The sequence below is a fragment of the Nonomuraea sp. NPDC004580 genome, from assembly GCF_040609855.1.
Classification (GTDB): domain Bacteria; phylum Actinomycetota; class Actinomycetes; order Streptosporangiales; family Streptosporangiaceae; genus Nonomuraea; species Nonomuraea salmonea.
In genome coordinates this window covers 1-26,299 of sequence record NZ_JBEXLH010000041.1, presented here as the reverse complement: position 1 = coordinate 26,299, position 26,299 = coordinate 1, and the positions used below count along the sequence as shown (strand labels likewise).

The following is a 26,299-nucleotide window of genomic DNA, read 5'->3' as shown; positions in this document are numbered from 1 at the left end:
AGAAACGAAGGGTGGCGGCGACGCGGCGGGTGATCAGCCCTTGATGGCGCCGGTGAGCACACCCTTGGTGAAGTACTTCTGCAGGAACGGGTAGACGATCAGGATCGGGACCGTGGCCATCACCACCACGGCCATCTGCACGGCCTGGCTGGAGGGCAGGTTGTACATGTCGGTGTTGTTCATCGAACTCATCGCACTGCCCTGGAGGACGTACGAGTTCAGCACCAGCTGAATCGGCCACTTGGACGAGTCGTTGAGGTAGAGCATGGCGTTGAAGAACGAGTTCCAGTAGGACACCGCGTAGAACAGGCCGATCACCGCCAGCACCGCCTTCGACAGCGGTAGCACGATCTTCAGGAAGATGCTCAGCTCCCCCGCGCCGTCCATCCGCGCGGCCTCGAAGAGCTCCCGTGGCAGCTGCATGAAGAAGTTCCGCATCACCACCACGTTGAAGGCCGAGGCCAGCACCGGAACGATCAGCGCCCAGTAGGAGTCGAGCAGCCCGAACGCCTTCACCACCAGATAGTTCGGGATGATGCCGGCGCTGAAGATCATGGTCAGCAGGACCAGATAGAGCGCCGCCCGGACTCCGGGAAGCTGCCGGGTCTTGGTGAGCCCGTAGGCGAGGGTCGCGGTGACGGCCAGCGACAACGCGGTGCCGACCAGCGTGATCACGGTCGAGACGATCATCGAGCGCAGCACGACCCCGCCCTCGAAGATCGTGGTGTAGGCGGAGAAGCTCCACTCGCTCGGGATCAGCCCGGCCGACGTGGTGGCCTCGGGGGCGGCGAACGAGTTGAGGATGACGTACGCCAAGGGGTAGATCATGACGAGCAGGATCAGCCCGATCAGGATCCCCTTGACCGCCGTCACCAGCGGGTTCGGCGGTTCGATCCAGGCCGGCCGTGAGGTTGACGTCATCAGAAGAGTCCTTCGCTGCCGGCGCGGCGCGCGATCCGGTTCGCGGCGACGATCATGAGGGTGCCGATGGCGCCCTTGAGCAGGCCGGCGGCCGCGCCGACGCCCCAATCGCCGCCGAGCACGCCGCGGAAGTAGACGAATGTGTCCAGCACCTGCGCCGCTTCGGCTCCGACGGAGGGCTGCTGCAGCAGGATCTGCTCGAAACCGACGGACAGGACGTCGCCCAGTTTGAGTATGAGCAGCAGCACGATCACGGGCAGGAGCCCGGGAAGGGTGATGTGCCAGATGCGCCGCAGGGGCCCCGCGCCGTCCACGGCGGCCGACTCGTACAGGTGGACGGGGATCGCGGAGATCGCGGCGAAGAAGATGATCGTTCCCCAGCCCACGTCCTTCCAGATCACCTGTGAGGTGAGCAGGATCTTGAACGTGTCGGCGTTGGCCATGATGTTGACGCTGCCGAGCCCGAGCTGCTGGAACAGGTCGGCCACGGCTCCCGCGCCTCCGAGCACCTGCTGCCAGACGGCGATCACGATCACCCAGGACAGGAAGTGGGGCAGGTAGACGACGGTCTGCACCATGCGCTTCACACGCTCGCTGAGCAGCGAGTTGAGCAGCAGTGCCAGCAGGATCGGAGCGGGGAACGCGAACGCGATCTGCAGGAACGAGATGATCAGCGTGTTGCGGACGGTGCCGGCGAACTCCGGGTCGCCGAAGAGCTTGGCGAAGTTGTCCAGTCCGGTCCACGTCGAGCCGCTCAGCCCCAGGAACGGCGAGTAGTCCATGAAGGCGATCGAGACGCCGGCCAAGGGCAGGTAGTGAAAGGCCAGGAAGTACAGCATGCCCGGCAGCAGCAGGAGATAGATCACCTTGTGCTGCCGTAACGCCTGCCCGAGCCGCCGGACGCGGCCGGCGGAGGAGGCCACCGGCGCGCCGGGACGAGTGGCGAGGACCTCGCGGTCCATCCTGCTCCTCCCCTGAAGGGACGTCACGGCATCATCCTCTGTCTCGACCAACATCAACTACAACGTTACAGTTGGCACGGTAACACCGGGCGAACGAGCCGTAAATAACATTTCGGGCAAGGCGGAGGCGTACGTGACAGAGCGGGCTGTGGTCGAAGTCGTGCACCAGAACGGGGCACAGAATGAGCGCGCCATACAGCGGGCGCTGGACGAAGTGGCCGGTTCCGGCGGCGGGCGGGTGATCGTCGGCCCTGGTGAATGGGAGCTCCGCGACGCGCCGCTGCGGGTGCACGCCGGCACGCGCCTGACGCTCACGCCCGCGACGCGCATCGTGCGCACAGGGCCGATCGAGACGATGCTGATCAACGGCCCGTACGGCGGCCGCCGGACGGTCGGCGCCCACGACGGGCCGGGAGACATCGTGGTCGAAGGCGGCCTGTGGGACGTCCACGGCTTCGCCAACCCGCGACCGGCCTTCGGCATGGTGTTCAACCACGCGAGGAACGTCCAGGTACGCGACCTCGAGATCAGGAACATGCCCGAATGGCACGCCATCGAGACGAACTCGACGTACAACGTGACGATCTCCGGCTGCCGCTTCGTCACCGGCATCGCCCGCGAACCGCACGCGTACCAGACGGAGGCGGTCAGTCTCGACCTGGCCGCACCGGGCCTGACGGCCTGGGGCGCCGAGGACGACACGCACACCAGCCACGTCCGCGTGATCGACAACTTCTGCTCGGGCTACCCGACCTTCGTCGGCTGTCACACGGGGCACCCCCGCCTGCAGCACAGTTCGGTCGTGATCGCGAACAACACCGCCACCGACCTGTCGTGCTGGGCGGTCAACCTGACGAACACCAGCGCCGTGTCGATCACCGGGAACGCCTTCACCCGTACGGCCGCCGGGATCAGGATCAGGACCGGCGGCGACCGCGAGGTGGCCGGCGTCGCGATCACCGGCAACGTGGTGAGCTGCACCGGCGGACCCGCGGTCCACCTGGACGCCGGAGTCGGCGGACGGATCGTGGGGACCGTCGTCAGCGGCAACTCGTTCAGCTCGCCGGCGCTGCCGATCATCGAGCGGACTGGCACAATAGACGCCGTGCTGGGACCCAACGCGCCACAGTCGCCTGTCGGAAGCGGCGCGCCGATGGCGAGCCGGGACTCCTGATGCGGCGAGCGTCCAACGGTCCGACGCTCAAGGGACTGGCGGCGATCATGGGCATCAGCCCGAGCGCGGTCAGCATGGCGCTCAACGGCCGCCCTGGGGTGAGCGACGAGCTGCGCGAACGCGTACGCGCGGTGGCCGCGGAGCACGGCTACTTGCCGAACTTCGCCGCACGCGCACTCCGGGTCGAGCGCTCCAACATGCTCGGCCTGATCAGCCGCAACCTGAGCAACCCCGGCTACCTGCGCCTGATCGACGGTTTCAGCGGCGCCGCCGAGGAGCACGGCTATCAGATCCTCATCGGCACCTCCGATCTCGACAGCTCCCGAGAGGCGAGCATGATCAGGGCCATGACGAACCGGCAGCTCGACGGGCTGGCGATCGCGCCGATCGAGGGCGAGGCCGCCCTGGCGACCTGGAGGGCCGAGTCCGATCGTCCGGTGGTGCTGGTCAACTCGGCGCGCAGCACGAAGTCGTCGAGCGTGATGAGCATCCGCGGTGACGCCTCCCAGGCCGTCCGCCTGGCCGTCGACCACCTCGTCGGCCTCGGTCACCGCAGGATCGGCCTGGTCACCAACCCTGGGCTGTCGTCGGCGTCGGAGCGGGTGTCGTTGTTCCGCAGGATGATGCGGGCCGCGGGGCTTCGCTCCCGGGTCATCTCCGGTGGCTCCGCCGGCGAGACGGTCAAGCTGACGGTTCGCGCCCTGTCCAGGGACGATCGTCCGACCGCCGTCATCACCGACAGCGACCTGCTGGCGCACCACGTCTACGACGCCGCGGCCGAAGCCGGGCTCCGGATCCCCCACGACCTCAGCGTGGTCGGTCACGACGACCTTCCGACCTCGCACCTGCTCGGCCCGGCGCTGACGACGATCGCGGTCGATCGCTTCGAGATCGGTCGGCAGGCGGCGACGATGCTGATCGCGGCCCTGAACGGGGACGAGATCGAACGACCTCACCGGGAGCTCCCCGTCGAGCTCAAGGTCCGGCAGTCAACCGCCCAGCCGGCTGAGTGATCCCACCGGCTCGACCTGGTTCCTTCCTGCAGGAGGCAGCGGCACGTCCCGCGTGCTCCTCATTCGATCAACCGGCGCGGGCCGTCCATGCCACGCGCCGGCACGATAGGAGAAGCATCCTCGATGCGCATCGCCCACATCACCGACATACACCTCCGAAGCCATATCCCTGGACACTCCGCGCTGCCGGTCCGGCGCAGCCGTACCGCTCCCGACCTGCTGGCGGCCGCGCTCGCCGATGCCCGCCGCCGCGGCGCCGAGCTGATCGTGATCACCGGTGATCTGGTGGACGTGCCCGGCTACCTGTTCGATCACGAGCGCGACCCGGCCGCGGACCGGCTGCTCTGGCAGCGGGTACGCGCGGACTACCGCCTCGTGCGGCGGATGCTGGACGAGTGCGGCATCGAGTGGATCGCGGTCCCCGGCAACCACGACAGCTACCGCGTCCACGCCGAGGAGCTGGGAGCGGGGCCCTTCGTCCGTGACGTCGGGGGGCTGCGTTTCGTCAGTTTCTGGGATCGCGAGTCGACCGGTAACGTCCCCCGCCGCACGCTGATCGAACGGGAGAGGTTCGACTCGTCGCTGCTCGACCCGGGCCCGCGCCCGCAGGTCCACCTGCAGCACTTCGTCATCACGCCACGGCTGGACGACGGCTATCCGCACACCTACGCCGAAGGCGAGGAGCTCCGGCGGCGCATCAGCGAGTCAGGCCGGGTTGTCCTGTCCCTGTCGGGGCACTACCACCCGGGGGCCGAGCCGGACACGATCGAAGCGACCACCTTCAGCGTCACGCCGGCGCTGGTCGAGCATCCCCACCCGTACCGGATCTTCGACGTCGAGCTCGACGGCGACCGAGCAGGCGCCGTCCACCACACGCAGGTCGAGCTCGCATCCGGTGCGCCCGCGCGCAAGGCGGTGTTCCTCGACCGGGATGGCTGCATCAACACCCTGCCCACCTACCGGCACGGCCCGGAGGCGATGCACCTGCTGCCGGCCGCGGCACCGGCGCTGCGGCTGCTGCGCGATCACGGTTACGCGCTGATCGTCGTGACCAACCAGTCCTGCGTCGGCCTCGGCTACGCGGAGCCAGGCACCCTGGACGAGGTGCACGATCGCATGTCCGAGCTGCTGCACGACGAGGGCGTCACCGTCGATGCGGTCTACAGCACCCCGGTGGCCGGGGAGGCCGCGATCTCCGATCGGTACAACGTGGGCGACGCGCCCAAGCCGAGCCCCGCCATGATCGAACGCGCCGCCGCCGAGCTGAACCTCGACCTGTCCAGGAGCCATCTGATCGGCGACCGGCCATCGGACATCGCCGCCGCCCTGGCCGCCGGCGTCCGCCCGATCCTGGTCCGCACCGGCGATGGCCGAGCCACGGAGCGGGCCTGGGGCGACACTCCTCCCTGCCCCGTCGTCGACGACCTCATCGCGGCGGCGGTCGAGGTGGTCAGGTCTCCGGGGTGAGGCGGAGGCTGTGGGGGGAGAGGTCGACCTGGAGGCGGATGCCGCCGATGATCGTGCCGCGGTCGCCGGCGGCGTTCTTCGTGGCCCAGTCCATCGCGCGTTTGCGCAGCTCCGGCTGCGGAACCAGCGCGGTGTCGGCCATGGTGGCGAACAGTGTCGTGCAGGCTTCCGCGCGGACTCCCAGGCGGCAGGTGGCTTTCAGCACTCTGATCTTGCGGGCGGCGTCGTATTCGATGTCGACGTACCTGTTCTCCTGGCCGTCCGGTGGCAGGCAGCGCATCCACTGCTTGGCCTTGCTCCACGTGTCCGGGTCGCCGGGCTGGTTGGTGCAGGTGTAGGAGTTGGCCTTCTTCATCCACTCGTCGACGATCAAGGTGAGGGTGACGCCGGGCAGGTACTGGTCGTCCACGTCGGGGAAGTCGTCGCCGAAGGTGAGCGCAGCGGCGCCCGCCCTGGGCTCGGTGGTCAGCCGGCCGGCGCCGCCGCCCAGGACGATGCCCAGCACCAGGGCCGCGACCGTCACGGCGGCGAGCGGAAGGACGAGACCCTTCTTCGCCGGAGGCTGAGGTGCCGGGGGACGGTAGGGGTACGGGGGCGGCGGGGCGGTCTGGACGGGCCGCCAGGCGGAGCCGTCCCACCAGAAGCGGCCGTCGGGAGAGCGCTGGCCTGCGGTCATGTCGGAATCCTGATGTCGAGCTGCACGGCGTCGCCCTTGGACGTCACCAGCACGTACGTGTAGTCGAGGATCGTGGCCTGGGTGTCCTTGTCGGCCTCGATCATCTTGGTCAGCCAGTCGCGGATCTGGGCCGTTGCCGCCGGGTCGTCACGGTACGGCAGGACCGCGAACCAGCTCAGGTACGCCAGCCCCGCCTCGGTCAGCGGGTCGCCGTCGGCGTGGAAGACGGTGCCGGTCAGCCGGTGCACGCCGCCGTCGGAGACGTTCACCCGCGCCTGGAAGCCGATCGAGCCGACCACCATCTCGCACAGCCAGGAGCCCGAGGTGTCCTCGCACTCGTGGCCGCGGCCCTTGAGCGCGTCGAGCAGCGCGGGCGCCTTGACCCCGGGGATGCAGGCGCGTGCGCCGCACGACTGCGTCACCTGGCCGGCGCGCAGGTCGTGGGCGTACAGGTACGAGCCCGTGCCCGCCGCGAGGAAGGCGACCAGGCCGGCCGCGAGGATCACGAGCCAGCGGGAGCGTCCGGTCACCTCATGCACCGTTCCGTACGTACTGGTTCCACCGGCTGCGGAACGCGGCGGCCGACAGGCCGAGCACGTCCCGCGCCATCCTGTCGAAGATCGGCAGCTCGAAGAAGGAGGCGCCGGTGCTGACGCGCTCGATCACCCGCGCGTACAGCTCGACCGCCGCCTCCCGGCCCTTGAGCCGCTCGGCCAGGCTGAACACGGTCGAGCCGAGGGAGTAGCTGAAGTGGATGTCGTCGTCGCCGTAGAAGTCCTCGTTGGACGGTGGCGTGCCGCGGAACAGACCGCCTCGCACCCCGGCGGCCACCTGTGTCCTGATCTCGGCGGCCCGCGCCGCGTCGCCGACCGTCTCGGTGTAGCGGGCGAAGCCCTCGATCGCCCAGGTGGGCGGGCCCAGCTCGCCCTCGTTGGTCATGGTGGCCCGCGCGGTGACCGCGTGCGTCAGCTCGTGGCGGATCGTGCTCGCCGGGCCGGCGTCACCGTGGCCGCTCAGGTTGACCACGATGCGCGAGGCGGCGTACTCGCCCTGGTGGAGCTTGCCGTTCCTGCCCACGCCGAGCTCCCGGTACTGCACGCCCAGGGCGTTGGCGATGCTCGGGCTGCCGAACCACTGGCGGAAGTTGCCCGCGTCGCGGGTGAAGAACAGGACGTGACCCGGGTACGTGAGCCGGTCGCCCCACAGCCGCTCGACCGTGCCCAGCTCCCGCTCGGTGACGGCGGCGTAGCGGTCGAGGTCGGTGACGCTGCGGTCGCCCGCCAGCCACACCTTCTCCCCCGCCTGCACCACCTTGAGCCGGTCGGTGTGCCAGGGCGCCTCGGCCGCCGGCGCGCTGCCGCTCTGCGCCGGCCGGTTCTTGAGCGTGACCCGGGTGATGCCGGTGATCACGTCGTCCTTCATCCGGTAGACGAACGACTCGGCGGGCGCGATGTCACCGGGACCGGCGTCCGCGGTCAGCTTCACCACCCGGACGATCGGCCCGAGGCTGATCTCGCCGCCGGAACCGGGCCGCTCGGTGGTGTACGCGGTGCTGTGCCTGACCTCGGCCAGCTCGAACTGCCGCAGGTTCGCGAAGACCAGCTTCTCGTACCGCATCAGCTCGTCGTTGGAGTCGTCCAGATTCGCCAGGTACGCGCTCTCGTCGCCGCTCATCAGGGCCGCGGCCCGGCGCTCCAGGATCTTGCGCAGGCGCTGCTTGCCCGAGGCGCCGGTGTCGTAGTCCTCGCTCTGGATGAACGGCCGCGGCGACCCCCCGCACCCGGCGACCAGCAGCCCTCCGGCCACCAGCACCGACCGCCTCGACCACATCCCCTTTGCCTCCGGCATTTCCGCATCCCCCTTGTGCGGGATGAGAATCTAACGAGGCTGCGGACGGCGGTCATTGGCGGTGAGTGCACAGTGCTTGTCACTGGGCGCGATCCAGGTGCCGGCGGTACTCGCCGGGCGGCATGCCGTACGCCCGCCTGAAGGCGCGGCTGAAGGCGGCGGCGTCGGGCATGCCCCAGCGCCGCGCGATCTCGGCGACGCCGCGCCGGTCGAGGCGGGGGTCGGCCAGGTCGGCGCGGCAGCGTTCCAGGCGTTGCGTCCTGACGTACTCGCTGACGGTCTGCTGCTCGTCCTCGAAGACGTTGTGCAGGTAGCGCACGGAGATGTTGTGCACGGCGGCGATCCGCGCGGGGCTCAGCGTGACGTCGCCGAGGTGCTCGCGGACGTACGCCTTGATCTGCCGCGCGAGCGTCTGCCTGCGGGTCTCCTCGGGCAGCAGGCGGGTCACGTCCGCCTGCTCGGCGAGGAACGCGGCGGTCAGCTCGATCGCCGCCCTGCCCAGCGCGTCGCTCTCGGCGTCGCCCAGCGCGCGGCCCTCCCGCACCAGGCCGCGCAGGAACTGGGCCAGCAGCGCCCCCGAGCCCCGGGCGGACGGCAGCGGCCTGGCGACGTGCCGGCGCAGCTTCTGCTCGGGGACGGGCAGCGCGGCGCGCGGCACCTGCAGCGAGATGATCCCGGCCAGGCCGCCGTCGCGGCAGTGCGCCCGGCTGCCGTACGGCTGCGAGGTGTCCATCAGCATCAGGTCGCCCGCCGCGAGGTCGGCGCGCCGGCCGCCCTGCTCGAACGACATCGACCCGGAGCAGGTCAGCGTCATCCACCACTGGTCGGGATCCCCCTGGCGGACGAACCGGGCGGTGCGCAACGTGTGCAGGTCGGGGTAGCGGGGCGCCGACACGGTGGCCTGCCCCAGGCTCAGCACCTTCAGCGAGGCCCGATAGTCGTCCTCGTGCTCGCTGCTGATCCGCAGGGGCATCATGTGCCGCCCGATGAGCCCGCACCACCAGTCGAACCGTTCGGCGGGCGGCACGTCCTCGCTACGCCACTCGATCACGTCACTCCTCAGCTCCGCTAAGTACGTGATCGTAGAGCAATGTCCGGTTTGGCCGGGCGGACGAGGTCCTTGACGGCGGCGATCGGGACGTCCTCGGTGCAGGTGCGGACCAGCACGGTCTCCACGGCGCGCAGCATGGCCGTCGCCGTCTGCCTGGTCAGGTACGCGGTGTCGACGATGAGGCTGAGCCGGCCGGTGTCGGGGGCGGTGCCGAGGGTGAAGAACGCCTTGAACCGGACGCCCGGCCAGGCGTTCGTGACGTACGTCCGGGTCTTCGCCGTGAGCGGGGTCAGGTCCTCGCCGGTCACGCGGGGCAGGTTCGGCCAGGTCCCGTCGCCGCGCCGGTCGTTGAAGAAGGCGTCGAGGTCGGGCTCGCTGCCCCTGATGCGGCCGATCTCCTCGCGCATGGCCCGCATCTCGAACGGGTCGTAGTGGGCGTTGCGATAGGCCATGAGGGCGCTGTGGTGGGCGGCCAGGCAGGTGTCGGTGAAGCCGGTCTCCGGCAGGTCGAGCACGAGCAGGGCGTCCTGGCCCACGGTGGCGACCAGCGGACGGGTGCGCGGGTCGCGCCGGTTGCTGTGGACGAGCTGCATGACCGCCCGCGGCCGGCCGCTCGCGACGGCGAGGACGGTGGCGCAGGCGGCGATGAGCACGCTCGTCGTACTGATCGTCAGCCGCTCGGCCAGCCGCACGGCCGCCGTGGCGAGCGCCACCGACTCCATGCCGACCTCGATGAACCTGGGCTCCTCCGGCTCCCCCGGCGGATGGTCGAACACCTCGAGCGGGACGGTTTCCAGCACCTTGCGCCAGTAGCGGATCGACCGCCGCGACCGGGCCAGGGACGGCTCCTCGCGTTCCAGCGCCGCCTGCTCCATCGGCTGCCACGGCGGCGCCGGCAGGTCGTCGCCGCGCAGCAGCGCCCGCCACTCGGCCGACAGCAGGCTCAGCGCCTGGTAGTCCACCGCCAGGTGCGAGAAGGCGAACGCCAGGGCGCGCGGCCGGCCCTCGGCGAGCACGATGGCGCAGCGCAGCGGCAGGCCGCCGCCGTGGTCGAAGATCGTGGTGCCGAGCTCGGCGGCGATCCGCCCCGCGGTGCCCAGCGGCCCCTCCGGGCCCGTCCGCACCAGCTCGACGGTCAGCTCGCCGCTGCGCGCCACCCGCTGCACCGGGCCGTCCGGCGTGTCGACGAACGTGGTGCGCAGACTCTCGTGACGTTCGAGCATCCGGCGCAGCGCGCCCAGCACGGTCGCGAGGTCGCGCCTGCCGTGCACCGGCAGCACCCAGGGGCAGTTGAGGAACGACTGGCTGGGACCCATCAGGTGCACGGCCCGCCACATCAGCCGCTGCCCCCAGGTCAGCGGCGCCTCGCCGTCCCTGGTCCCGCTGAACCGGACCGAGGCGGTCGCCATGGGCGGGGTGGTCATCGGGCGTCCAGCAGGCCCGACACGTGGGCGGCGAGCGCGTCCACGCGGTCGAAGGCGGACAGGTCGCCGCCGAGGTCGACGTCCACGCCGAAGACGTCCTCGATCGCGTCGATGAGCCTGATCCACGCCAGCGAGGTCAGGCCCAGCGCCGACAGTGAGTGGTCGCCGGCGAGCGCCTGCTCGGCGCTGATCTCGCCGTCGGACACGGCGGCCACCAGGTTCGCGAGCCTGCGTTCCACGTCGCCGCTCACCGCGCGCTCCCTTAGGTCGTGCCGCTCATGGACGCCGGCGTTGAGCAGTTCGATGGCCATGGCGGGCACCACGAAGACCGTCCCCACCCGGTACGACTCGATCAGCCGGGCGAAGCGGGCGGGCGTGAAGCGCGGCATGGTGAGCGCGGCCGGGCGGGCGCCCAGGGAGTTGACGAGCATGGTCTGGCCGGCGTTGCCGCCGATGGGGAAGGCGTGCAGGAAGTGCCGGGAATGCAGGAGGCTGCGGCGCTTGGGGTCGGCGGAGAGGCCGTGGGCGAGGTTGGCGTGGGTGGCGCCGACTCCTTTGGCCTGCAGGACGGCGCTCACGGAGCAGTCGGTCAGCGCGTGGCGTACCTCGGCGGGGGCCAGCCGCGCGGACAGCGGGACGGCGACGCAGCCCGCTCGCATCACCCCGCACCAGGCGACGGCGAGGTCGATCCAGTCCCGCTCGTCGAACACCAGCCCGACCCGCTGCCCGTCCGCCAGGCCGCGTTCGATCAGCGCGTGGGCGACCGCGTTGGAGCGCCGGTCCCACGCGCCGAACGTGAGCGTCCCTACCTCGGCCACCACGAGCGCCGGGCTCTCGGGCTGCTCTTGGGCGCGGCGCGCGAGCAGATCCGGCACCAGCAGCCCAGCGTCACCCTTCACCACGGTAAGTGACAGAAACGTTTCGTTACCATGGCCTACTTCCTTGACTCGTATCCCACGCAGATCACGCCATATACGGCCACCCCGAAATCCGTATGGTCGGAAGAATAGGCAATCCACGCGATCCACAACAGAGGGAAACTTTAACAACTTGTCCGAAAGTTTCAGCCGTACGCCGCGAGGGCCGCGAAGTAGAGCCCCAGGCCGGTGGCCGCGGCGCCCGCGCCGGTGAGGACCGCCTGCGCGCTGCTCAGGCCGGCCGCGCGAGCGACCAGGTACGCGGTGACGGCGACGTTGATCGAGACGGACAGCGCCAGCAGCAGGGACAGAAGCTGCGCCAGGTTCATCGGAAGGCTCCCCTCGGTGACTGCCACCGAGGCTGGCCGTCCAACCGGCCGTCCAGCACCTGTCACGTCGCAGATTGGTCACGCCCGGCCGGGACGCGCTGCTCACCGGCCTACAGTTGAGGCAAGGGGATCGGCCGTTCCGGCCGGGTGTCCAAGGGTCCGTTGGACACGCGGTCGTCGATGGGCGAGGACGGGACACATGACGGGTGCGACCGGCGACTTCGGCGAGCTGATCGCCGAGCTGGCCGACTATCGCGTCCACCGGCTGGGCCGCCTGCCGTCGGATCGTGCGCTGGCCAGGGCCGCGGGCGTGCAGCCGACCACGATCGGCAACTGGCTGCGCGGCGAGCAGTTCCCCCAGCAGCTCGATCCGCTCTTGCGCCTGGTCCACGCCGTACGGAACCAGGCCGCTCTCGCCGGCGACCCGGCTCCCGCCGTTCTGCTGGACGAGCAGCGGTGGCGGCGCGCCTACCAGGAAGAGGCCCGTCGCCGCGCTGACGGGATCAGCGAGGCGGTGCGCGCCGGCCAGGGCAGGGCGGCGCTGGAGGCGATGCGGCCTGGCTGGCCGCTCGGTGAGGTGACCGACCCGTTCAGGTTCGGGCTCGAAGTCCACCACGCGATCGACTCGCCGGTGCCCGGCGCGCCGCCGCTGCCGGCGTACGTGCCGCGCGACCACGACCGGCGGCTGCGCGAGGTGGTCGCGCGGGCCGCCGGCGGGGAGAGTCGCGTCGCGGTGCTGGTGGGCGGGTCGTCGACCGGCAAGACCCGGGCCTGCTGGGAGGCCCTCGCCCCGCTCAGGGACGGGGATCGGCCATGGAGGCTGTGGCATCCCATCGACCCGACCCGCCCCGACGCCGCCCTGGCCGAGCTGCACGACCTGGCGCCGTACACGGTGGTGTGGCTCAACGAGGCCCAGTTCTACCTCTCACCCGCGGGTGCCGGCGAGGAGGTCGCCGCCGGACTGCGCGAGCTGCTGCGCGACCCGGGGCGGGCCCCGCTGCTGGTGTTCGCCACCTTGTGGCCGGAGCACTGGAACGCCCTGACCACCCGCCCGGCCGCCGGGCAGGACCCGCACGCGCAGGCCAGAGAACTGCTGAAGGGCCGCAACATCCACGTGCCCGACGCGTTCACCGACGCGGACCTTCAGGCACTGGCCGGCCACGCCGGCGACGACCCCCGCCTGGGCGAGGCCGCCGAGCGGGCCACGGACCGCCAGATCACCCAGTACCTGGCGGGAGTGCCCGTCCTGCTGGACCGCTACGAGCAGGCCCCGCCCGCCACGAAGGCGCTGATCTGGGCCGCGATGGACGCAGCCCGCCTCGGCGCCGGCTCGCACCTGCCCCTGCCGTGGCTCGCCGACGCCGCCCCCGGCTATCTCACCGACACCCAATGGGATCAGACCGACGACGACTGGCTGCGCCAGGCCCTCGAGTACGCCGCCACCCCGTGCAACGGCATCCCCGGCATCCTCACCCCCGTCAGAACCGGCCCCCCGCGTAACCAGCGCACCCCCGCCACCCGTGTGTCAGGTCCACCGCTCTACCGGCTCGCCGACTACCTGGACCAGCACGGCCGGCAACACCGCGCCACGGAGATCCCGCCCATCGACTTCTGGTCGGCCGCCGCCCACCACGCCCGCCCCGAGGATCTGACCAGACTCGGCTACGCCGCCCAAGCCAGGGGCCTCTACCGCGACGCCGCCCAGCTGTTCAAGCACGCCACCGCCCACAGCGCCCGCGACGCCGCAGCCTTGTTGATCAGGCGCATGCACGCGCTGCATCCTGGGGACCACCGTCCGGCGAGCTGGGCCGTCGCTCACGCCGCCCTCGACGACCCGAAGGCGGTGACCGCACTGCTGGGCGATCTGCGCGGGGTGAGGGCCGACGACGAAAGTGTCGTCCTGGCCAGCCGCGCCGCCGCTCACGTCTCCGTCCATGATCCGAACGCGGTGGCCGAGCTGCTGGACGCCATGCAGCAGGCGGGGGCCGACACCCAGACCGCCGTCCTGGCCGGACGCGCCGCCGCCCACGCTCCCCTCCACAACCCGAACGCGGTGGCCCGCCTTCTGAGCACCCTGCGCCGGTTGAAGGCCAAGGACTCGGTCACCGCGCTACTGGCCCGGGACCCCGCCACCCACGCCGTGCTCGACAACCCGAACGCGGCGGCGTATCTGCTGGACATGTTGCTGGGGGTGCGGGCGGGCGCTCAGGTCGGCGTCCTGGCCGCGCGCGCCGCGGCCCATGTCTCGCTGGAGAGCCCGAAGGCGGTGGCCCGCCTGCTGAGCCGCCTGCGGCGAGCGGGCCACGAGGCCGAGACGACCGTTCTGGCAGAACGCGCCGCCGCCCACGTGTCCCTGGACGACCCGAAAGCGGTGACCGGCCTGCTGCACTGCCTCCGCCGGATCGGGCGTGACACGCAAGCGACCGTCCTGGCCGCACGCACCACCCATCTCCCTCCCGACGCCCCCGACGTGCCGGCGGAGCAGTGGATCATGCCGCGATCGGCAGGGACGTACGATCACATCGCCGCGCTGCTGACCCGAGATCCTGCCGCCCGCGACGACCCGGACGCGGTGATCGTCCTGCTGCACGCACTCCAGCAGGTGCGGATGGAGGCGCACGCAGATCTCGACAACCCGGCGAGTCTCCTGGACAGCCTGCGGCGGCTGAGCAGCGCTGAACAGGTGACCGCGCTGGCTGAGCGCGTCGCCGTACGAACGTCCCTCCGCTCGTCAACGGTGCTCACCCTGCTCGACAGCCTGCGGCGACCAGGGGCCGAAGCCCGGGTCGCCGCTATGGCCGACCGCATCGCCGCGACCGCTCCCCTGGACGACCTCATCAGGGTGGCCGGCCTCCTCGACGGTCTGCGGGAGGCCCATCTCGACTCCCAGGCCATCACCCTGGCGGAACGCGCCGCCACGCACGCCCTCCTCGACTATCGGGATCACCGGCTCTTCATCTTCGTCACCCAGCTCCTGGGCGCGCTGCGGCGGCTGGGAGCCGACGCCCAGATCGCCGCCCTGGCCGACCGCGTCGCCGCGTCCGCGCCTCTCGACGACCCCACCACGGTGGCCAACCTCCTGAGCCACCTGTGGGCGGGGGACCTCGCCACCCAGGCCATGACCCTGGCCGGACGCGCCACCGCGTACATGCCCCTGCACGACCCGAGCGCGATCAGCTTCTTGCTGGAGCAATTACGGGAAGCCGGGGCGCACGACCAGATCATCACGCTGGCGGCGCGGCTTCCCGCCGGCGGGCGATTCGACGCGTTCCTGACCATCGATGATCATGGGCGGCGGTTCGCGTTCGGGCGGGAACCCGACGGCAGCCCTGCCGCCGTCTGGAGCTGGGCGGATCTGGAGTGACCGAGCGCTTCTGCAGCGTTCCAAGAACATCCTGAGGCCCGAACTTTACGATGAGGGCATGCCCGCTCGGAAGAGGCTTCTCGTCATCGTGGCCGGGGCGGCGGCGAGTGCGGCTCTCAGCATCGTGGTCAACCTCGTCACAGGGGACCCCCTGCCGGGCGCCCTGGAGCCGCTGACGCCGTGGTTGTGGCCGATCCTGGTGCTCTGCGTCCTGCTCTCGGCCGGCTGCACGGCCCTCACGTACGACTGGGGCGGGCGCTCGTACCGCGACCTCGTCGACATCATGGACGCGGACGAACTCCGCGCCAACCCCTACACCGCCGACCGCGCCGCCCTGATCGCCCAGGTCGAGGAGGCGCTGCGCGAGGAGCACGTACGGCGGCTCAGCGGCCTGCCCGCGCTGCCGTTCACCTTGCGAGATTCGCCCGAGTCGGTCGGCGGCGACGCGGCGGACGCGTCAGGCCCGCGCACGGCGTTGCGGGCCTACGACGACGGCAGGCGGTCGCTGCTGGTGCTGGGCGCTCCCGGCGCGGGCAAGTCGACCCTGCTCGGCGAACTGGCCGAAGACCTCCTGCATCGCGCCAGAACCGGCGGAGAGGACAAACCCATCCCGGTCCTGGTGCCTCTGGCGGAGTGGGGCCGCCGCCGGCGCTGGCGGGACGCGCTGCGCCGGCGCCGCTCCAAGCGCGAGGACGAGCCCGTCCACCTCGGCTCCTGGCTGGTGTGGTACCTGCACAAACAGTACGGCCTCCCCCCTTCCCGGCTGCGCGCCTGGATCGCCCTGGGCCGGCTCGCCCTGCTGTTCGACGGGCTGGACGAGGTGCGTCCCGACATCAGGGCCAAGTGCGCCAAGCACCTCGACGCCGTGGCGCGTCACGGCGAACGCGCACCGATGGTCGTCACCTGCCGCCAGGAGCACTACGGCGACCTCCCCGAGCCGGTACGCCTGCGCGCCGCCGTGACCATCGCCCCGCTGACCCGGGAACAAGTCCACGAGGGCCTCGGCACACAGGCGCCCGGCCTGCGCACGGCGCTGGAGAACGACCCTGGTCTGTGGGACCTCCTCGACTCTCCACTGTGGCTGCAGATCGCGTACCGCGTGTACCGGGACGCGCCGGGAGCCGGCCCGGCGCTGGTCGGCAGCCCGGCACGGAGAAGAGGGCTGCTGCTGGACGCCTACGTCTGCGACGTGCTGGAGCGACGGCGGTCCAGCGCCCGGCGCGACCCGACGGCCACCTTGCGGGCGATCATCCACCTGGCCCGTTTCTCCAAAGGTGCCGACGGCACGTTCGTCGGGGATCTCGGCCGCATGCACCGGACGGCGGCGAACGACCCCGCGGTGGTTTTTCCCTTGATGTCCCTGGTGATGGGGCCGCTGGTGGCGGCCGTGCTCGTCACCGGCCTCGTGCTGCCGCTGGCGCGCCCGCTCGGCCTGCTGCCCACCGGGGTGCTCGCGGTGCTGTTCGGCGCCACGGCGCTCCTCGCCGTGATGCCCGGCATGCTCGCCGGAGCTTCGATCGGCCTGCCGCCGCAGGTTCTCGGCGCCAGGCCGGCACGCAGGATGCTCTCCCTGACGGCCGCCGTCGCGGTCGGCGTGCTGCTCGGCGTGGTGCTCACGCGCGCGGGCGCGGCACTGGCCGCGGAACTGGCCGGCTGGAATCGGCTCTACATCGTCCTGTCCGTTCTCGTGGTGATCTGCCCCGTCGCCTACTACGCGGCCAGGACCCGGTCCATGCGCTGCGCGGCCTTCGGCCTGCTCGGCGCCGCCGGCGCGGGCGGCGTCCTGCTCTTCCCGGTGCCGCGCGCCGAGTTCGCCGCCGCCTCCGCCCACACCGGACTGGTCGTCGCCGTGCTGGTGGTGCTCTATTGCCTGGCCCCTCCCCTCTCGGAGTCGGCGAGTGGCACGAACAACGCGGCCGACAACCTCGCCGTCAAACCCGCGGTCTGGATCTACGCGGGCGGTTTCCTCGCCGTCCTGGTCACGGCCGCGCTTTCGGGCGCGCCCGTGCTGCGGACGTTGCCGTCCTTCCTGCTGGGGGCGTTCGGGGCAGCGGTCCTCGTGTGCGTCCCCGCCGCTCTCGCCGGCCTCGGCCTCCGCTACCTCCTGCGCCCGTCACTGAACCGGCTCCTCCTGGCCTGGCTCGGCATCCTCCCCGTACGCCTGCGCCCCTTCCTGCGCGAACTGGAGCACAACGGCCTGGTCAACCGGGTCCAAGGACGCTGGCAGTTCATGCACGTGCTGATGCTCGACCACCTCGCCGGGCTGGACCCATACGACAGCGTCCACACGCCCGCCCCGCTCGAGGAGCCGCCGATGGAGGCGTTGCGTGCGGCGCCGCCCCGATCGGGCAGGCACCGGGTGCCCCACACCTTCCTCCGCCTGCGCGCGGACCTGCTGCAACACCCGCTCAAAGACGGCGAGCGCACCCTGCGGAACGCCCGTGACCTGGCCGAGCTTTCCCGCTCGGCCCACGGCCGGCTGGTGATCGTCGATGGCGCGGGGACGGACCAGGCGGCCGACGTCCTCAGCGAACTGGCCGCCGCCGAACGGGACGACGAGCGTCTGCCCGTCATCCTCGACGCCTCGACCTGGCAGCCCGGCTACGAGATCCGCCTCGGCCTCGACGCCGCCCGCCCCCACCGGCCCATCACCCGGTGGGTCCTGTGCAGCCTCCGCGACGCCCACGGCGACGACCCGATCGCGACGCTGCGCCGGCTCGCCTCCGGACGGCTGTCCCTCCTGCTGCGGGGGTTCGACGACCTGCCGGCCAAACGCCGGCGCCGCTTCAAGGCGTACCTGAACGAGTTCCGCAGCGCCTACCCGGCCCTGCCCGTGACGCTGGCCTGCAGCGAGAAGGCGTACCGGCTGGCGGGCGACAAACTGCACGACGGCCTGGCCGTCGAGATCACCTCGACGCTCGACCGCGGGAGCGCCCTGCTGGAGTCCGGCGACTTCCCCGCCGCCATCGCCTACTACCGGACCCGCCTGGCAGTCGATCAACCGTCCTTGGCCGACCGCCGGAACTACGCGCACGCCCTGCACATGAACGGCGACCTCGAAGAGGCCGTGCGCGAGTACCGCGCGGCCCTCGCCGCCGCCTCCGACTACACGGCGGCTTCGGAGATCCGCGTCAGCCTCGCCGAAAGCCTCCAGATGCTCGGGCTGCTGGAGGAGGCCGAGGCCGAGCACCGCGAGGCGTTCGACGGCTACGAGCTGTCCCTCGGCCCTGGTCACCCCGAGACCCGCGCGCAGCGGGGGCGGCTCGCGGACGTGCTGGAGTTGCAGGGCAAGTTCGACGAGAGCTGGACCTTGCTCCACGGCCACGACGACTCAGACCCGGACGAACACCGTACGACCTGACCGCCGTGCACTGCGGCAACACGCAGCCGCAGGATCCGGATCTGCACCGCCACCGCCTCGGCGTGCGCCGCGGCCACCTCGGGCAGCGGCACCTCCCGGGTCACGACCTTGCGGATCGCGGGCAGGTCGATGCCGAGCTCGCGCAGCGTGCGCACGAGCTCCAGGCGGGCCAGGGCGACGTCGTCGTACAGGCGGTGGCCGACCGCGTTGCGGCAGGTGGGCGGCACGATGCCGCGGTCGGCGTAGAACCGGATGGTCTTGACCGTCAGCCCCGTACGGCGCGCCAGGCCGCCGATCGTGAAGTACCGCTCCATGCCGCCACCCTGCCAGCTCCCTCTGATGGAGCCGCAAGCCGGCGGCGTGCTTGACTCTGCCGTTACGTCAATGTCTAGCGTCGTGCGGGAGCCGGAAGATCCGGCTTGGTGAACGGGACGGGACGGTGGGCGGGCCATGGCGTGGTCGATCGCACAGGTGGCGCGGATGTCGGGCGTGACGTCCAGGACGTTGCGTCACTACCACGCGATCGGGCTGCTGATCCCGGCCCGTGTCGGCGACAACGCTCATGTCCGCCGGCACCCCGGCCGACGACCCCGCGGTGCTCGCCGAGCTGGACGTCCCCTTCCGGCTGATGAGCCGGTTCTGGACGCCCACCGCCGAGCAGTACGCGCATCTGGGGCGGATGCAGGCCGACGACGAGCGGTTCGCGGCGAACTATGAACAGATCGCCGAGGGGCTGGCCGCGTACGTGCGCGACGCCATGACCGCCTACGCCGCCGCCCGGTTGAGCTGAACTGAACTGAACTGAGCCGGGCCGGGCCGGGCCGGGCTCGGCCGGAGTTCCGCGCCCTCGCGCGGAACTCCGCACCCGTCCGGCTACTGTCTGGTCATGGTCGAGGCGTAGCCGCCTCCGCCCGGGTAGACCCATTCGCCGGTGAGGGAGGTGCCGTCGGCGCTGAACGTGCCCTCGAAGTACGCCGGGCTGCCCTTCGCGCCGCCCCAGATGGTCAGCTTGTCGCCGGTCAGCTCGTACACGTAGTCGAGGGTGTTGCCTTCCGCGTCGTAGAAGCGCGACACGAGGTCCTCGCCGGCGGGCTCGCCGAACGGGCGCAGGTGGCCGATCACCTCCATGCCGGTGACCTGCCGGCCGTACTGGGTGAGCTCGACGTGCTGGAGCAGGAAGAAGCCGCCGGGCATCCACTCGTACCGTACGGTCCCCTCGGCGCCGCCGGTGATGGTCCAGGTGCCGACGAGGCGGTCCAGGGCCTTCATCGCGGGGGTCGGCTGGTTGGTCATCTTGTCCTCCTTGGTGAGTGCTTGCCGGTACCTCGGAGGCGGTCGCCGGTCTTCGACGTCTTGCCGCTGTGATGTGGATCACATCGGGAGCACGTCGAAATCCTGGTAACGGTGACGAGGTAGCGAAAAGAACCGTCGATCAGAGGACCATCGTGAAATATCTGCTGCTCAGCTACACCCCGGCCGCCGCCTGGGACGCCGCGACCGCCGGCACGCCATCGGAGGAGGCGCTGGCCGCGTTCGCCGCGTACCAGAAGTTCGAGGAGGAGCTGATCGCGACCGGCGAGTTCGTGACCAGCGAGGGGCTCGGCCATCCGGTGGTCAGCACCACCGTGCGGAAGGGCGCGGACGGCGTGGTGGCGACCGACGGGCCGTTCGCCGAGCTCAAGGAGGTGCTCGCGAGCTTCGCCGTGATCGACGTCGCGGGCCGGGAGCGTGCCGTCGAGATCGCCTCGCGGATCGTCGAGGTGCTGGGCGAGCCGATCGAGATCCGCCCGATCATGGGCGACGACTTCGCGGCATGACCGAGGTGGAGCAGCTGCTGCGTACGGAGGCGCCGCAGGTCCTGGGTGCGCTGGTACGCCGTTTCGGTCACTTCGACGTCGCCGAGGACGCGGTGCAGGAGGCGCTTCTGGTCGCGAGCCGTACCTGGGCGGCCGACGGCGTACCGGAGAATCCGCGGAGCTGGCTCATCCGCATCGGCTACCGGCGGATGGTCGACCTGCTCCGCTCGGAGCAGGCCAGGCGCCGCCGCGAGCACGAGGCGGGCGTCGCCGAGCTGGCCATGCAGGAGCCGTCCCGGCGCTCCGACCCGCCGCAGGCGGCGGACGACAGCCTCGCGTTGCTGCTGCTCTGCTGCCATCCCGCGCTGAGCGCCACCTCCCAGGTGGCGCTCACGCTGCGGGCGGTGGGCGGGTTGAGCACCGCCGAGATCGCGCACGCCTTCGGCATGACGGAGGCCACGATGGGTACGCGGATCAGCCGCGCCAAGCAGCAGCTGGCGCGCGCCGGCGCCCGGTTCACCCCGCCGAGCGGCGCCGACCGCGCCGGTCGGGTGGCCGCCGTGATGCAGGTGCTCTATCTGATCTTCAACGAGGGCTACACGGTCTCCGCGGGTGATCGGCTCGCCCGGGTCGATCTCACGGGCGAGGCGATCCGGCTGGCTCGCATGCTCCGTGACTCCCTGCCGGATGATGCCGAGGTGACCGGGCTGCTCGCGTTGATGCTGCTGACCGAGTCGCGGCGGGCCGCGCGTACAGGCTCTGATGGCGAGCTGGTGCCGCTGGAGGAGCAGGACAGGGCGCGGTGGGATCCGGGGTTGATCCGCGAGGGCACCGAGCTGATCGACGCCGTCTGGTCTCGGCGGGAGGTGGGCCCGTACCAGTTGCAGGCCGCCATCGCGGCCGTGCACGCCGCTGCCGCGACGCCGGAGCAGACGGACTGGCCGCAGATCGCGGCGCTGTACCTGTGGCTCGAACGGCTCAGCCCGACCGCGCCGGTGCGGCTGAGCCGGGTGGTGTCGGTGGCGCAGGCGTACGGGCCGGTGCGCGGGCTGGCGCTGCTCGACGACCTCAACCGCCGGCACCGGCTGGACGAGGACCCGCTGACCCGGCAGCGCGAACGCGCGGTGCGCGCGCACCTGCTCCAGCTGACCGGCGATCCGGCGGGCGCGGCGCGGCTGTATCGCGAGGCCGCCGCCTTGACCGGAAACCAGGTGGAGCAGCGCTATCTGCTCGCGCGGGCGGACCGCCTCGGCTGAGGCGGCCTCTCCGGCCAGTCGCGATGCGGCAGATAGGCGAGCCGCCACATGATGACCCCGACCCAGATCAGGCCGTATCCGGGAATGAGCAGCATGAAGACATCACGGAGCCGATAGGAGACGCGCTCGACCACGAAAGCCAGGGCGAGCATGCTCAAGCCCGGGCACAGAGAGAATCCGACCACATCGGAGAGCACCGTCATCTCCGCATCTCCCCTGGCCTGCGCCACAGCCTTGTACAAGGCGAACGGCACCAGGATGAAAAGCGCGTAGAGGCCGACCGCCAGAACCACGCGCACCACCGTCGATACGGGCTTGCGCCCCTGCGAGGAAGGACCCTCAGTCTCCGCCGCCTCCGCCATCTCCACCGCCGAAGCCTCCCTCACGCGAGCCGCCCGAGTATCCGGTGCCGCCGTCGCGATAGTGGGACTTACGATATCGCCGAGAGGCATTTCTGGGGAGGTGCTCTTCGAGACGCAGGCGAGAGTCGAACTCGCACGAGTCGGCTTTGCAGGCCGACCTCCGCACCGGCGAACTGCGCCAAGCCTCTTCAAGAGGCGGTGCGCGAGGACGGAGTCGAACCGCCACAGCCGAAGCGTCCGGTTTACAGCCGGGTGGGCTCACCACGTGCCCAGCTCGCGCATGACTGTGGCCCCAGCAGGACTCGAACCCGCAACGGACCCGGCTTCGTAGGCCGGCGCTCTGATCCATTGAGCTATGGGGCCGTACCCCGTACCGGATTCGAACCGGCGATCTCCCGGGTGAAAGCCGGGTGTCCTGACCACTGGACGAACGGGGCCTCGTACGTCCGGCGGGATTCGAACCCGCACCATCCGGTTCCTGAAACCGGCGCCTCTCCCGTTGGGCCACGGACGCGTGGAGCCGCAGCGGGGACTCGAACCCCGTCCTGCTGGTTGGAAGCCAGCTGCCTTACCTGTTCGGCCTCTGCGGCGACGTGGACCGACGGGATCTCGAAACCCGAACTCCTGCTTGCAAGGCAGGTGTGATGCCTTTTCACCATCAGCCCATGGTGCTCCACTGTGGAATTGTCAATCGGCAAAAGGAAAGGCCGCCTGGTGGTCACCTGGCGGCCTCCGGAATGCTCCTCTTCGAGGTTTATCCGGAAGCCTCGCGCAGCAGGGCGCAGCCCAGCGCGGCAAGCCGGCGACAACGGCGCCGTTCCTGCCCGAGTGCGGCGGCTGCGAGAAGCATGGCTGGCCTTTCCTTGTCGCTGATCGACGGAGGGGGCGACCCCTCTTGCGTTGTGAATGACACTAACGGCGGGCCCGATGGCCGTGCCACTTATTTATTCGGACGTACGGGCCCGCCGAATGGTTTCATCCGGGCGCGAGGCGGCTGAGTCGTTCCCAGGCCCGGTATTGCTCGGTCCGCGCCTGCTCCATTTGCAGCACCATGTCGTAGGAGGCGCCGCCGACGATGAGCCGCACCGGCGGCTCGGGCAGGTCGAGCAGCTCCATGACGGCGGGCACGGCGGTGCTCGGGTCGGGGCCGGCGTCGTCGCCCCACATCTCGGCGAGCTTGGCGCGCAGCTCCGCATAGAGCGGGTCGGGCTCGGTCATGGTGGTGCCCACCGTGAACAGGCCGGTGTCGTAGCCGCCCATCTGCAGGATGGTGACCTTGATGCCGAACGGCTCGACCTCCATGGCGAGCGCCTCGCTCACCGAGTTGAGCGCGGCCTTGCCCGCCGCGTACATGCCGGTCGAGGCGAAGCCGCCGCTCGCGCCCATCGAGGTGACCTGGAGCAGGTGGCCGGACCCCTGGGCGCGCAGGTGCGGCACGACGGCCTGGGCGACCCAGACGGCGCCGAAGAAGTTGACATCGAAATGGGCTCTGAGCTGCTCTTCCGTGGCCTCCTCCACCATTCCGAGCAGCAGCCCGCCCGCGTTGTTGAGCACGACGTCGAGCCGGCCGAAGGCGGCCACGGCTTGTTCCACGCCCTTGAACACGGCCGCGCGGTCGGTCACGTCGAGCGGCAGCCGGACGAGAGCGCCGGGGTGCTTGTCGGCCAGCTCCGCCAGCGGCTCCAGGTTCCGTGCGGCGGCGACGACACGGTCTCCGGCGGCCAGCGCCGCCTCGGTGAACGCCCGTCCGAGGCCCCGCGACGCACCGGTGATGAACCATACTCGGGTCAAGATACACTCCTTGATCAGCACTTATAAGGCGAGACGAGACGGCCCGTCTCGCTTCGAGATGCCTCCACTATGGGGCGCGTACGCATCGCTGTCAAGACGGACCGTCTCGTCTCGTTCGAGTGCTATGCTGCCTCGCATGCCGAAGCACCCCGACCCTGGACGCCGCAGCGAGCGCTCCCGCCAGGCGATCCTCGACGCCGCCCGCGAGCTGGTCTCCGAGGTGGGTTACGCCAAGGTCTCCATCGAGGCCATCGCAGCCCGGGCCGGCGTCGGCAAGCAGACGATCTACCGCTGGTGGCGCTCCAAGGGCGCGGTGATCTTCGACGCGTTCCTTGCTCTGAGCGAGGCGGACGAGGGCGACATGGCGCTGCCCGACACCGGCGACATCGAGGCCGACTTGAAGACGGTGATGCGGGCCACGGCGGCGGAGTTCGCCGACCCGGCGTTCGAAGGCCCGATCAGGGCCCTCACCACGGAGGTCATCAACGACCCGGGCCTCGCGGCGCAGTACCGCGAACGCCTGGCCGCCCCGGTGGACGAAGCCAAGAAGGCCCGGCTGCGCAGCGCCCAGCAGGCCGGCCAGCTCGCCGCCGACCTCGACCTGGATGTGGCGCTCGAACTCCTGTACGCCCCCCTCTTCCAGCGCTGGATCCACCGCTCAGGCCCCCTGACCCCCGACTACGCCGACGCCCTCGTGGACCTCTTCCTCAAGGCCGCCCGCCCGTGAAAGCTGACTTTCAGAAAGTTGATCGCGCGGAGAACCTTCGCTGATGTGGCGGCATCAAAGCAGACATGACGAAGATGATGATCGGGGCTTCGCTCCTCGCCGGTTCGCTGCTGGTCTCCGGCGCCACCGCGGCGGTGGCGGAGGTGAAGGCGCCGACGCTGGGCCCGCACGGGTACGGTGCCGTCAAGCTGGGGATGACGGCCAAGCAGGCTCAGGCGACGGGGGGCGTGGTCAAGAAGCTGTCGGGCGGCTCCGGCTGCTCCGGCTGGGATCTCAAGCGGTTCAGGACGCCGAAGAACTCGGTGGGCGTCTACATCTCGCCGCGCGTGGGGCTGGCGGCCATTTTCGCCGCGAAGGGCATGAAGACGCCGCAGGGCATCACGATCGGCTCGACGGCCGAGCAGTTGAAGGCGGCCTACCCGCGGATCAAGAAGAACTTCCACGGCTACCACGTGGCCACGGTCCCGGGCAACAAGAAGGCGTACTACAGCTTCACCGTCTCGCGCGGCAAGGTCACCGAGTACGGCATCGCGCTCCACAAGCAGGACTGCTTCGACTAGCGACAGGTCCGGCTCATCCGGTCATGAACGAGGCGCCGGCGCATGGACGGGGGACGACATGCGCGGGCGCCTCCGCCGTACCGGTCCTGCCAGGTGCCGGAGGTGGGCGCGCGGCTTAGAGTGATCGCGACAGGTCAACCTCTCGCGATCGGGGGTTCGATGGCGGTCCATTCGCTGCCGGCGGAGGCGGGTGCGGGGGTGGGTGCGGGGGCGGGTGCGGGGGCGAAGCGATGGCGGATGGTCGCTCGTACGGCGCCGCCGCACCTGCGGCCGTACGTGCTGGGCTGGGCGAGCCACCGCGTCTCGGCGACGGCGCCGCCACCCAGCAGGATGTTGCCGCTCAACGCGGCCACGCTGATCATCGACTGCACCGGCCTGCCCGCGGTCCTCACCGGCCCGCGCAGCGTGGCGTCCCCCGCGGGCGAGGTGGGCTGGTACGACGGGGTGGCCGTCGGGCTCACGCCGGCCGGCATGTCGGCCTTGCTGGGCGCCCCTATGCGTGAGCTCGCCGACACGGCCGTGCGCCTGGACGGGGCGCGGGCGAAGGAGCTGGCCGAGCGGCTGGCCGCCGCCCCGTCCTGGCAGGGGCGCTTCGCGGTGCTGGAAGAGGTGCTGACGGCGTGGGCACGTCCGTCCGACGAAGACGCGCTGATCATGTACGCCTGGCGGCGGCTGCAGGCGCCGGCCGAAGGGCTCACCGTCACGTCCCTGGCCGCTGAGCTGGGTGTCAGCCGGCGCTATCTGGAGCTGGGGTTCCGCCGGGTGGTGGGGTTGTCTCCCAAGACCGTCGCGCGCGTCTCCCGGTTCCAGCGGGCCATGGAGGTCCTGCGGCGGCCCGGGGCCACGCTGAGCGCGGCGGTCGCGTGCGGGTACGCCGACCAGTCGCATCTCAGCCGCGAGGTGCGGGCGATGACGGCGCTGACGCCGAAACAGCTGTTCGCACTTGTTCAAGACGTGGATCGTCTCTCCGCCTAGCATGGCCGCTCATGATGTTCACCGTGCAGGCTGGCCCCACCCTGGCCGACTTCGGCAAGGACCCTTTGTGGATCACGATCGTCAAGGCCGTGATGCTGTTCGTCTTCCTGGCCCTGAGCGTGGTCTTCGGCGTCTGGTTCGAGCGCAAGCTGATCTCGCGGATGCAGCACCGCTACGGCCCCAACCAGGCCGGCAAGTTCGGTCTGCTGCAGTCCGTGGCGGATGCGATCAAGATGGGCCTGAAGGAGGACATCTTCCCGCGGACCGTGGACAAGGTGCTCTACCTGCTGGCGCCGGTCATCATGGTCGTGCCGGCGTTCCTGGC

The 26,299-nt window shown here is 70.8% G+C and carries 24 protein-coding genes, 7 tRNA genes and 2 pseudogenes; 13 read left to right on the top strand and 20 right to left on the bottom strand.

Annotated features, from left to right (window positions below; all coding sequences use genetic code 11):
• Positions 1-33 precede the first annotated feature (33 nt).
• Complete coding sequence (locus tag ABZW11_RS31905) at positions 34-921, bottom strand: carbohydrate ABC transporter permease (RefSeq protein WP_355425136.1); 888 nt, start codon at positions 919-921, stop codon at positions 34-36.
• Positions 921-1,883: an ABC transporter permease subunit gene (locus ABZW11_RS31900; RefSeq protein WP_355425133.1), complete on the bottom strand. Its 963-nt coding sequence runs from the start codon at positions 1,881-1,883 to the stop codon at positions 921-923. Before ABZW11_RS31900 ends, ABZW11_RS31905 begins: the two co-directional genes overlap by 1 nt.
• A 133-nt stretch (positions 1,884-2,016) precedes the next feature.
• Here ABZW11_RS31900 and ABZW11_RS31895 point away from each other — a divergent pair, with 133 nt between their 5' ends.
• The 3 genes from ABZW11_RS31895 (at position 2,017) to ABZW11_RS31885 (ending at position 5,537) form a co-directional block, all read left to right on the top strand.
• Positions 2,017-3,057: a right-handed parallel beta-helix repeat-containing protein gene (locus ABZW11_RS31895; protein WP_355425130.1), complete on the top strand. Its 1,041-nt coding sequence runs from the start codon at positions 2,017-2,019 to the stop codon at positions 3,055-3,057.
• A complete protein-coding gene (locus tag ABZW11_RS31890) occupies positions 3,057-4,070 on the top strand; it encodes a LacI family DNA-binding transcriptional regulator (RefSeq protein ID WP_355425127.1) in 1,014 nt (337 codons plus the stop codon). The genes ABZW11_RS31895 and ABZW11_RS31890 overlap by 1 nt, the downstream gene beginning before the upstream one ends.
• Positions 4,071-4,193: 123 nt before the next feature.
• Positions 4,194-5,537 carry an HAD-IIIA family hydrolase gene (locus ABZW11_RS31885; protein WP_355425124.1) on the top strand — a complete coding sequence of 448 codons (1,344 nt, stop codon included), beginning with the start codon at positions 4,194-4,196 and terminating at the stop codon, positions 5,535-5,537.
• Here ABZW11_RS31885 and ABZW11_RS31880 read toward each other — a convergent pair.
• The 7 genes from ABZW11_RS31880 to ABZW11_RS31850 all read right to left on the bottom strand — a co-directional run bounded on the left by ABZW11_RS31880 (position 5,521) and on the right by ABZW11_RS31850 (position 11,782).
• On the bottom strand, positions 5,521-6,213 hold the full coding sequence (locus ABZW11_RS31880; RefSeq protein ID WP_355425121.1) for a hypothetical protein: 693 nt from the start codon (positions 6,211-6,213) through the stop codon (positions 5,521-5,523). The two genes, ABZW11_RS31885 and ABZW11_RS31880, sit on opposite strands and share 17 nt — an antisense overlap.
• The gene (locus ABZW11_RS31875; protein ID WP_355425118.1) at positions 6,210-6,743 is read right to left on the bottom strand and encodes a hypothetical protein; all 534 of its coding nucleotides are present in this window, start codon (positions 6,741-6,743) and stop codon (positions 6,210-6,212) included. The genes ABZW11_RS31880 and ABZW11_RS31875 overlap by 4 nt, the downstream gene beginning before the upstream one ends.
• A 1-nt stretch (position 6,744) precedes the next feature.
• The gene (locus ABZW11_RS31870; RefSeq protein WP_355425115.1) at positions 6,745-8,061 is read right to left on the bottom strand and encodes a hypothetical protein; all 1,317 of its coding nucleotides are present in this window, start codon (positions 8,059-8,061) and stop codon (positions 6,745-6,747) included.
• A 79-nt stretch (positions 8,062-8,140) separates the two neighbouring features.
• A complete protein-coding gene (locus ABZW11_RS31865) occupies positions 8,141-9,112 on the bottom strand; it encodes a helix-turn-helix domain-containing protein (protein WP_355425113.1) in 972 nt (323 codons plus the stop codon).
• A 17-nt stretch (positions 9,113-9,129) separates the two neighbouring features.
• Positions 9,130-10,536 (bottom strand): condensation domain-containing protein, encoded by a 1,407-nt coding sequence (locus ABZW11_RS31860; protein ID WP_355425110.1) that lies wholly within the window; start codon positions 10,534-10,536, stop codon positions 9,130-9,132.
• The gene (locus tag ABZW11_RS31855; protein WP_355425108.1) at positions 10,533-11,435 is read right to left on the bottom strand and encodes a non-ribosomal peptide synthetase; all 903 of its coding nucleotides are present in this window, start codon (positions 11,433-11,435) and stop codon (positions 10,533-10,535) included. Before ABZW11_RS31855 ends, ABZW11_RS31860 begins: the two co-directional genes overlap by 4 nt.
• Before the next feature lie 164 nt (positions 11,436-11,599).
• Complete coding sequence (locus ABZW11_RS31850; RefSeq protein WP_355425106.1) at positions 11,600-11,782, bottom strand: hypothetical protein; 183 nt, start codon at positions 11,780-11,782, stop codon at positions 11,600-11,602.
• Between the two features lie 199 nt (positions 11,783-11,981).
• On the opposite strand from ABZW11_RS31850, the gene ABZW11_RS31845 reads away from it, so the two are divergent.
• Together ABZW11_RS31845 and ABZW11_RS31840 are read left to right on the top strand one after the other, a co-directional pair.
• A complete protein-coding gene (locus ABZW11_RS31845) occupies positions 11,982-15,146 on the top strand; it encodes a hypothetical protein (protein WP_355425103.1) in 3,165 nt (1,054 codons plus the stop codon).
• Between the two features lie 58 nt (positions 15,147-15,204).
• Positions 15,205-18,507, top strand: a complete 3,303-nt coding sequence (locus ABZW11_RS31840) for a tetratricopeptide repeat protein (RefSeq protein WP_355425100.1) — start codon at positions 15,205-15,207, stop codon at positions 18,505-18,507.
• 110 nt (positions 18,508-18,617) lie between these two features.
• On the opposite strand, the pseudogene ABZW11_RS31835 reads toward ABZW11_RS31840, so the two are convergent.
• A pseudogene (locus tag ABZW11_RS31835) lies at positions 18,618-18,821 on the bottom strand (MerR family transcriptional regulator); the annotation flags it as partial.
• Positions 18,822-18,957: 136 nt separating this feature from the next.
• Here ABZW11_RS31835 and ABZW11_RS31830 point away from each other — a divergent pair.
• Both ABZW11_RS31830 and ABZW11_RS31825 read left to right on the top strand, forming a co-directional pair.
• Positions 18,958-19,029 (top strand): annotated as a pseudogene (locus ABZW11_RS31830) (MerR family DNA-binding transcriptional regulator); the annotation flags it as partial.
• 22 nt (positions 19,030-19,051) lie between these two features.
• A complete protein-coding gene (locus ABZW11_RS31825; RefSeq protein ID WP_355425097.1) occupies positions 19,052-19,297 on the top strand; it encodes a TipAS antibiotic-recognition domain-containing protein in 246 nt (81 codons plus the stop codon).
• Between the two features lie 83 nt (positions 19,298-19,380).
• Here ABZW11_RS31825 and ABZW11_RS31820 read toward each other — a convergent pair whose 3' ends face one another.
• Entirely contained in the window at positions 19,381-19,800 is a 420-nt protein-coding gene (locus tag ABZW11_RS31820) for a hypothetical protein (RefSeq protein WP_355425094.1), read from the bottom strand.
• 152 nt (positions 19,801-19,952) lie between these two features.
• On the opposite strand from ABZW11_RS31820, the gene ABZW11_RS31815 reads away from it, so the two are divergent.
• Positions 19,953-20,324, top strand: a complete 372-nt coding sequence (locus tag ABZW11_RS31815; RefSeq protein WP_355425091.1) for a YciI family protein — start codon at positions 19,953-19,955, stop codon at positions 20,322-20,324.
• Positions 20,321-21,559, top strand: coding sequence for a sigma-70 family RNA polymerase sigma factor (locus ABZW11_RS31810; protein WP_355425088.1), 1,239 nt, complete (start codon positions 20,321-20,323; stop codon positions 21,557-21,559). Before ABZW11_RS31815 ends, ABZW11_RS31810 begins: the two co-directional genes overlap by 4 nt.
• On the opposite strand, the gene ABZW11_RS31805 is transcribed toward ABZW11_RS31810, so the two are convergent.
• The 9 genes from ABZW11_RS31805 to ABZW11_RS31765 form a co-directional block, all read right to left on the bottom strand.
• Positions 21,526-21,927 (bottom strand): hypothetical protein, encoded by a 402-nt coding sequence (locus ABZW11_RS31805; protein WP_355425086.1) that lies wholly within the window; start codon positions 21,925-21,927, stop codon positions 21,526-21,528. The genes ABZW11_RS31810 and ABZW11_RS31805 overlap by 34 nt on opposite strands.
• Before the next feature lie 104 nt (positions 21,928-22,031).
• A tRNA-Cys gene (locus ABZW11_RS31800) sits at positions 22,032-22,101 on the bottom strand.
• Between the two features lie 19 nt (positions 22,102-22,120).
• Positions 22,121-22,201, bottom strand: a tRNA-Tyr gene (locus tag ABZW11_RS31795).
• Between the two features lie 7 nt (positions 22,202-22,208).
• Positions 22,209-22,284 (bottom strand) — tRNA-Arg (locus ABZW11_RS31790).
• A 1-nt stretch (position 22,285) separates the two neighbouring features.
• A tRNA-Glu gene (locus ABZW11_RS31785) sits at positions 22,286-22,358 on the bottom strand.
• Positions 22,359-22,362: 4 nt separating this feature from the next.
• Positions 22,363-22,435: transfer RNA gene (locus ABZW11_RS31780), tRNA-Leu, on the bottom strand.
• Between the two features lies 1 nt (position 22,436).
• A tRNA-Gly gene (locus ABZW11_RS31775) sits at positions 22,437-22,511 on the bottom strand.
• Between the two features lie 4 nt (positions 22,512-22,515).
• Positions 22,516-22,586, bottom strand: a tRNA-Ala gene (locus ABZW11_RS31770).
• Positions 22,587-22,896: 310 nt separating this feature from the next.
• Complete coding sequence (locus ABZW11_RS31765) at positions 22,897-23,712, bottom strand: SDR family NAD(P)-dependent oxidoreductase (RefSeq protein WP_355425083.1); 816 nt, start codon at positions 23,710-23,712, stop codon at positions 22,897-22,899.
• A 136-nt stretch (positions 23,713-23,848) separates the two neighbouring features.
• Between ABZW11_RS31765 and ABZW11_RS31760 the strand changes: the two genes are divergently transcribed.
• The 4 genes from ABZW11_RS31760 to ABZW11_RS31745 form a co-directional block, all read left to right on the top strand.
• A complete protein-coding gene (locus ABZW11_RS31760) occupies positions 23,849-24,439 on the top strand; it encodes a TetR/AcrR family transcriptional regulator (protein ID WP_355425077.1) in 591 nt (196 codons plus the stop codon).
• 65 nt (positions 24,440-24,504) lie between these two features.
• Entirely contained in the window at positions 24,505-24,999 is a 495-nt protein-coding gene (locus ABZW11_RS31755) for a hypothetical protein (protein ID WP_355425074.1), read from the top strand.
• Between the two features lie 159 nt (positions 25,000-25,158).
• The gene (locus ABZW11_RS31750; RefSeq protein WP_355425070.1) at positions 25,159-25,974 is read left to right on the top strand and encodes a helix-turn-helix transcriptional regulator; all 816 of its coding nucleotides are present in this window, start codon (positions 25,159-25,161) and stop codon (positions 25,972-25,974) included.
• Between the two features lie 11 nt (positions 25,975-25,985).
• Positions 25,986-26,299 (top strand): NADH-quinone oxidoreductase subunit H (locus ABZW11_RS31745; protein ID WP_355425067.1); only part of this gene is annotated, 314 nt, incomplete at its 3' end.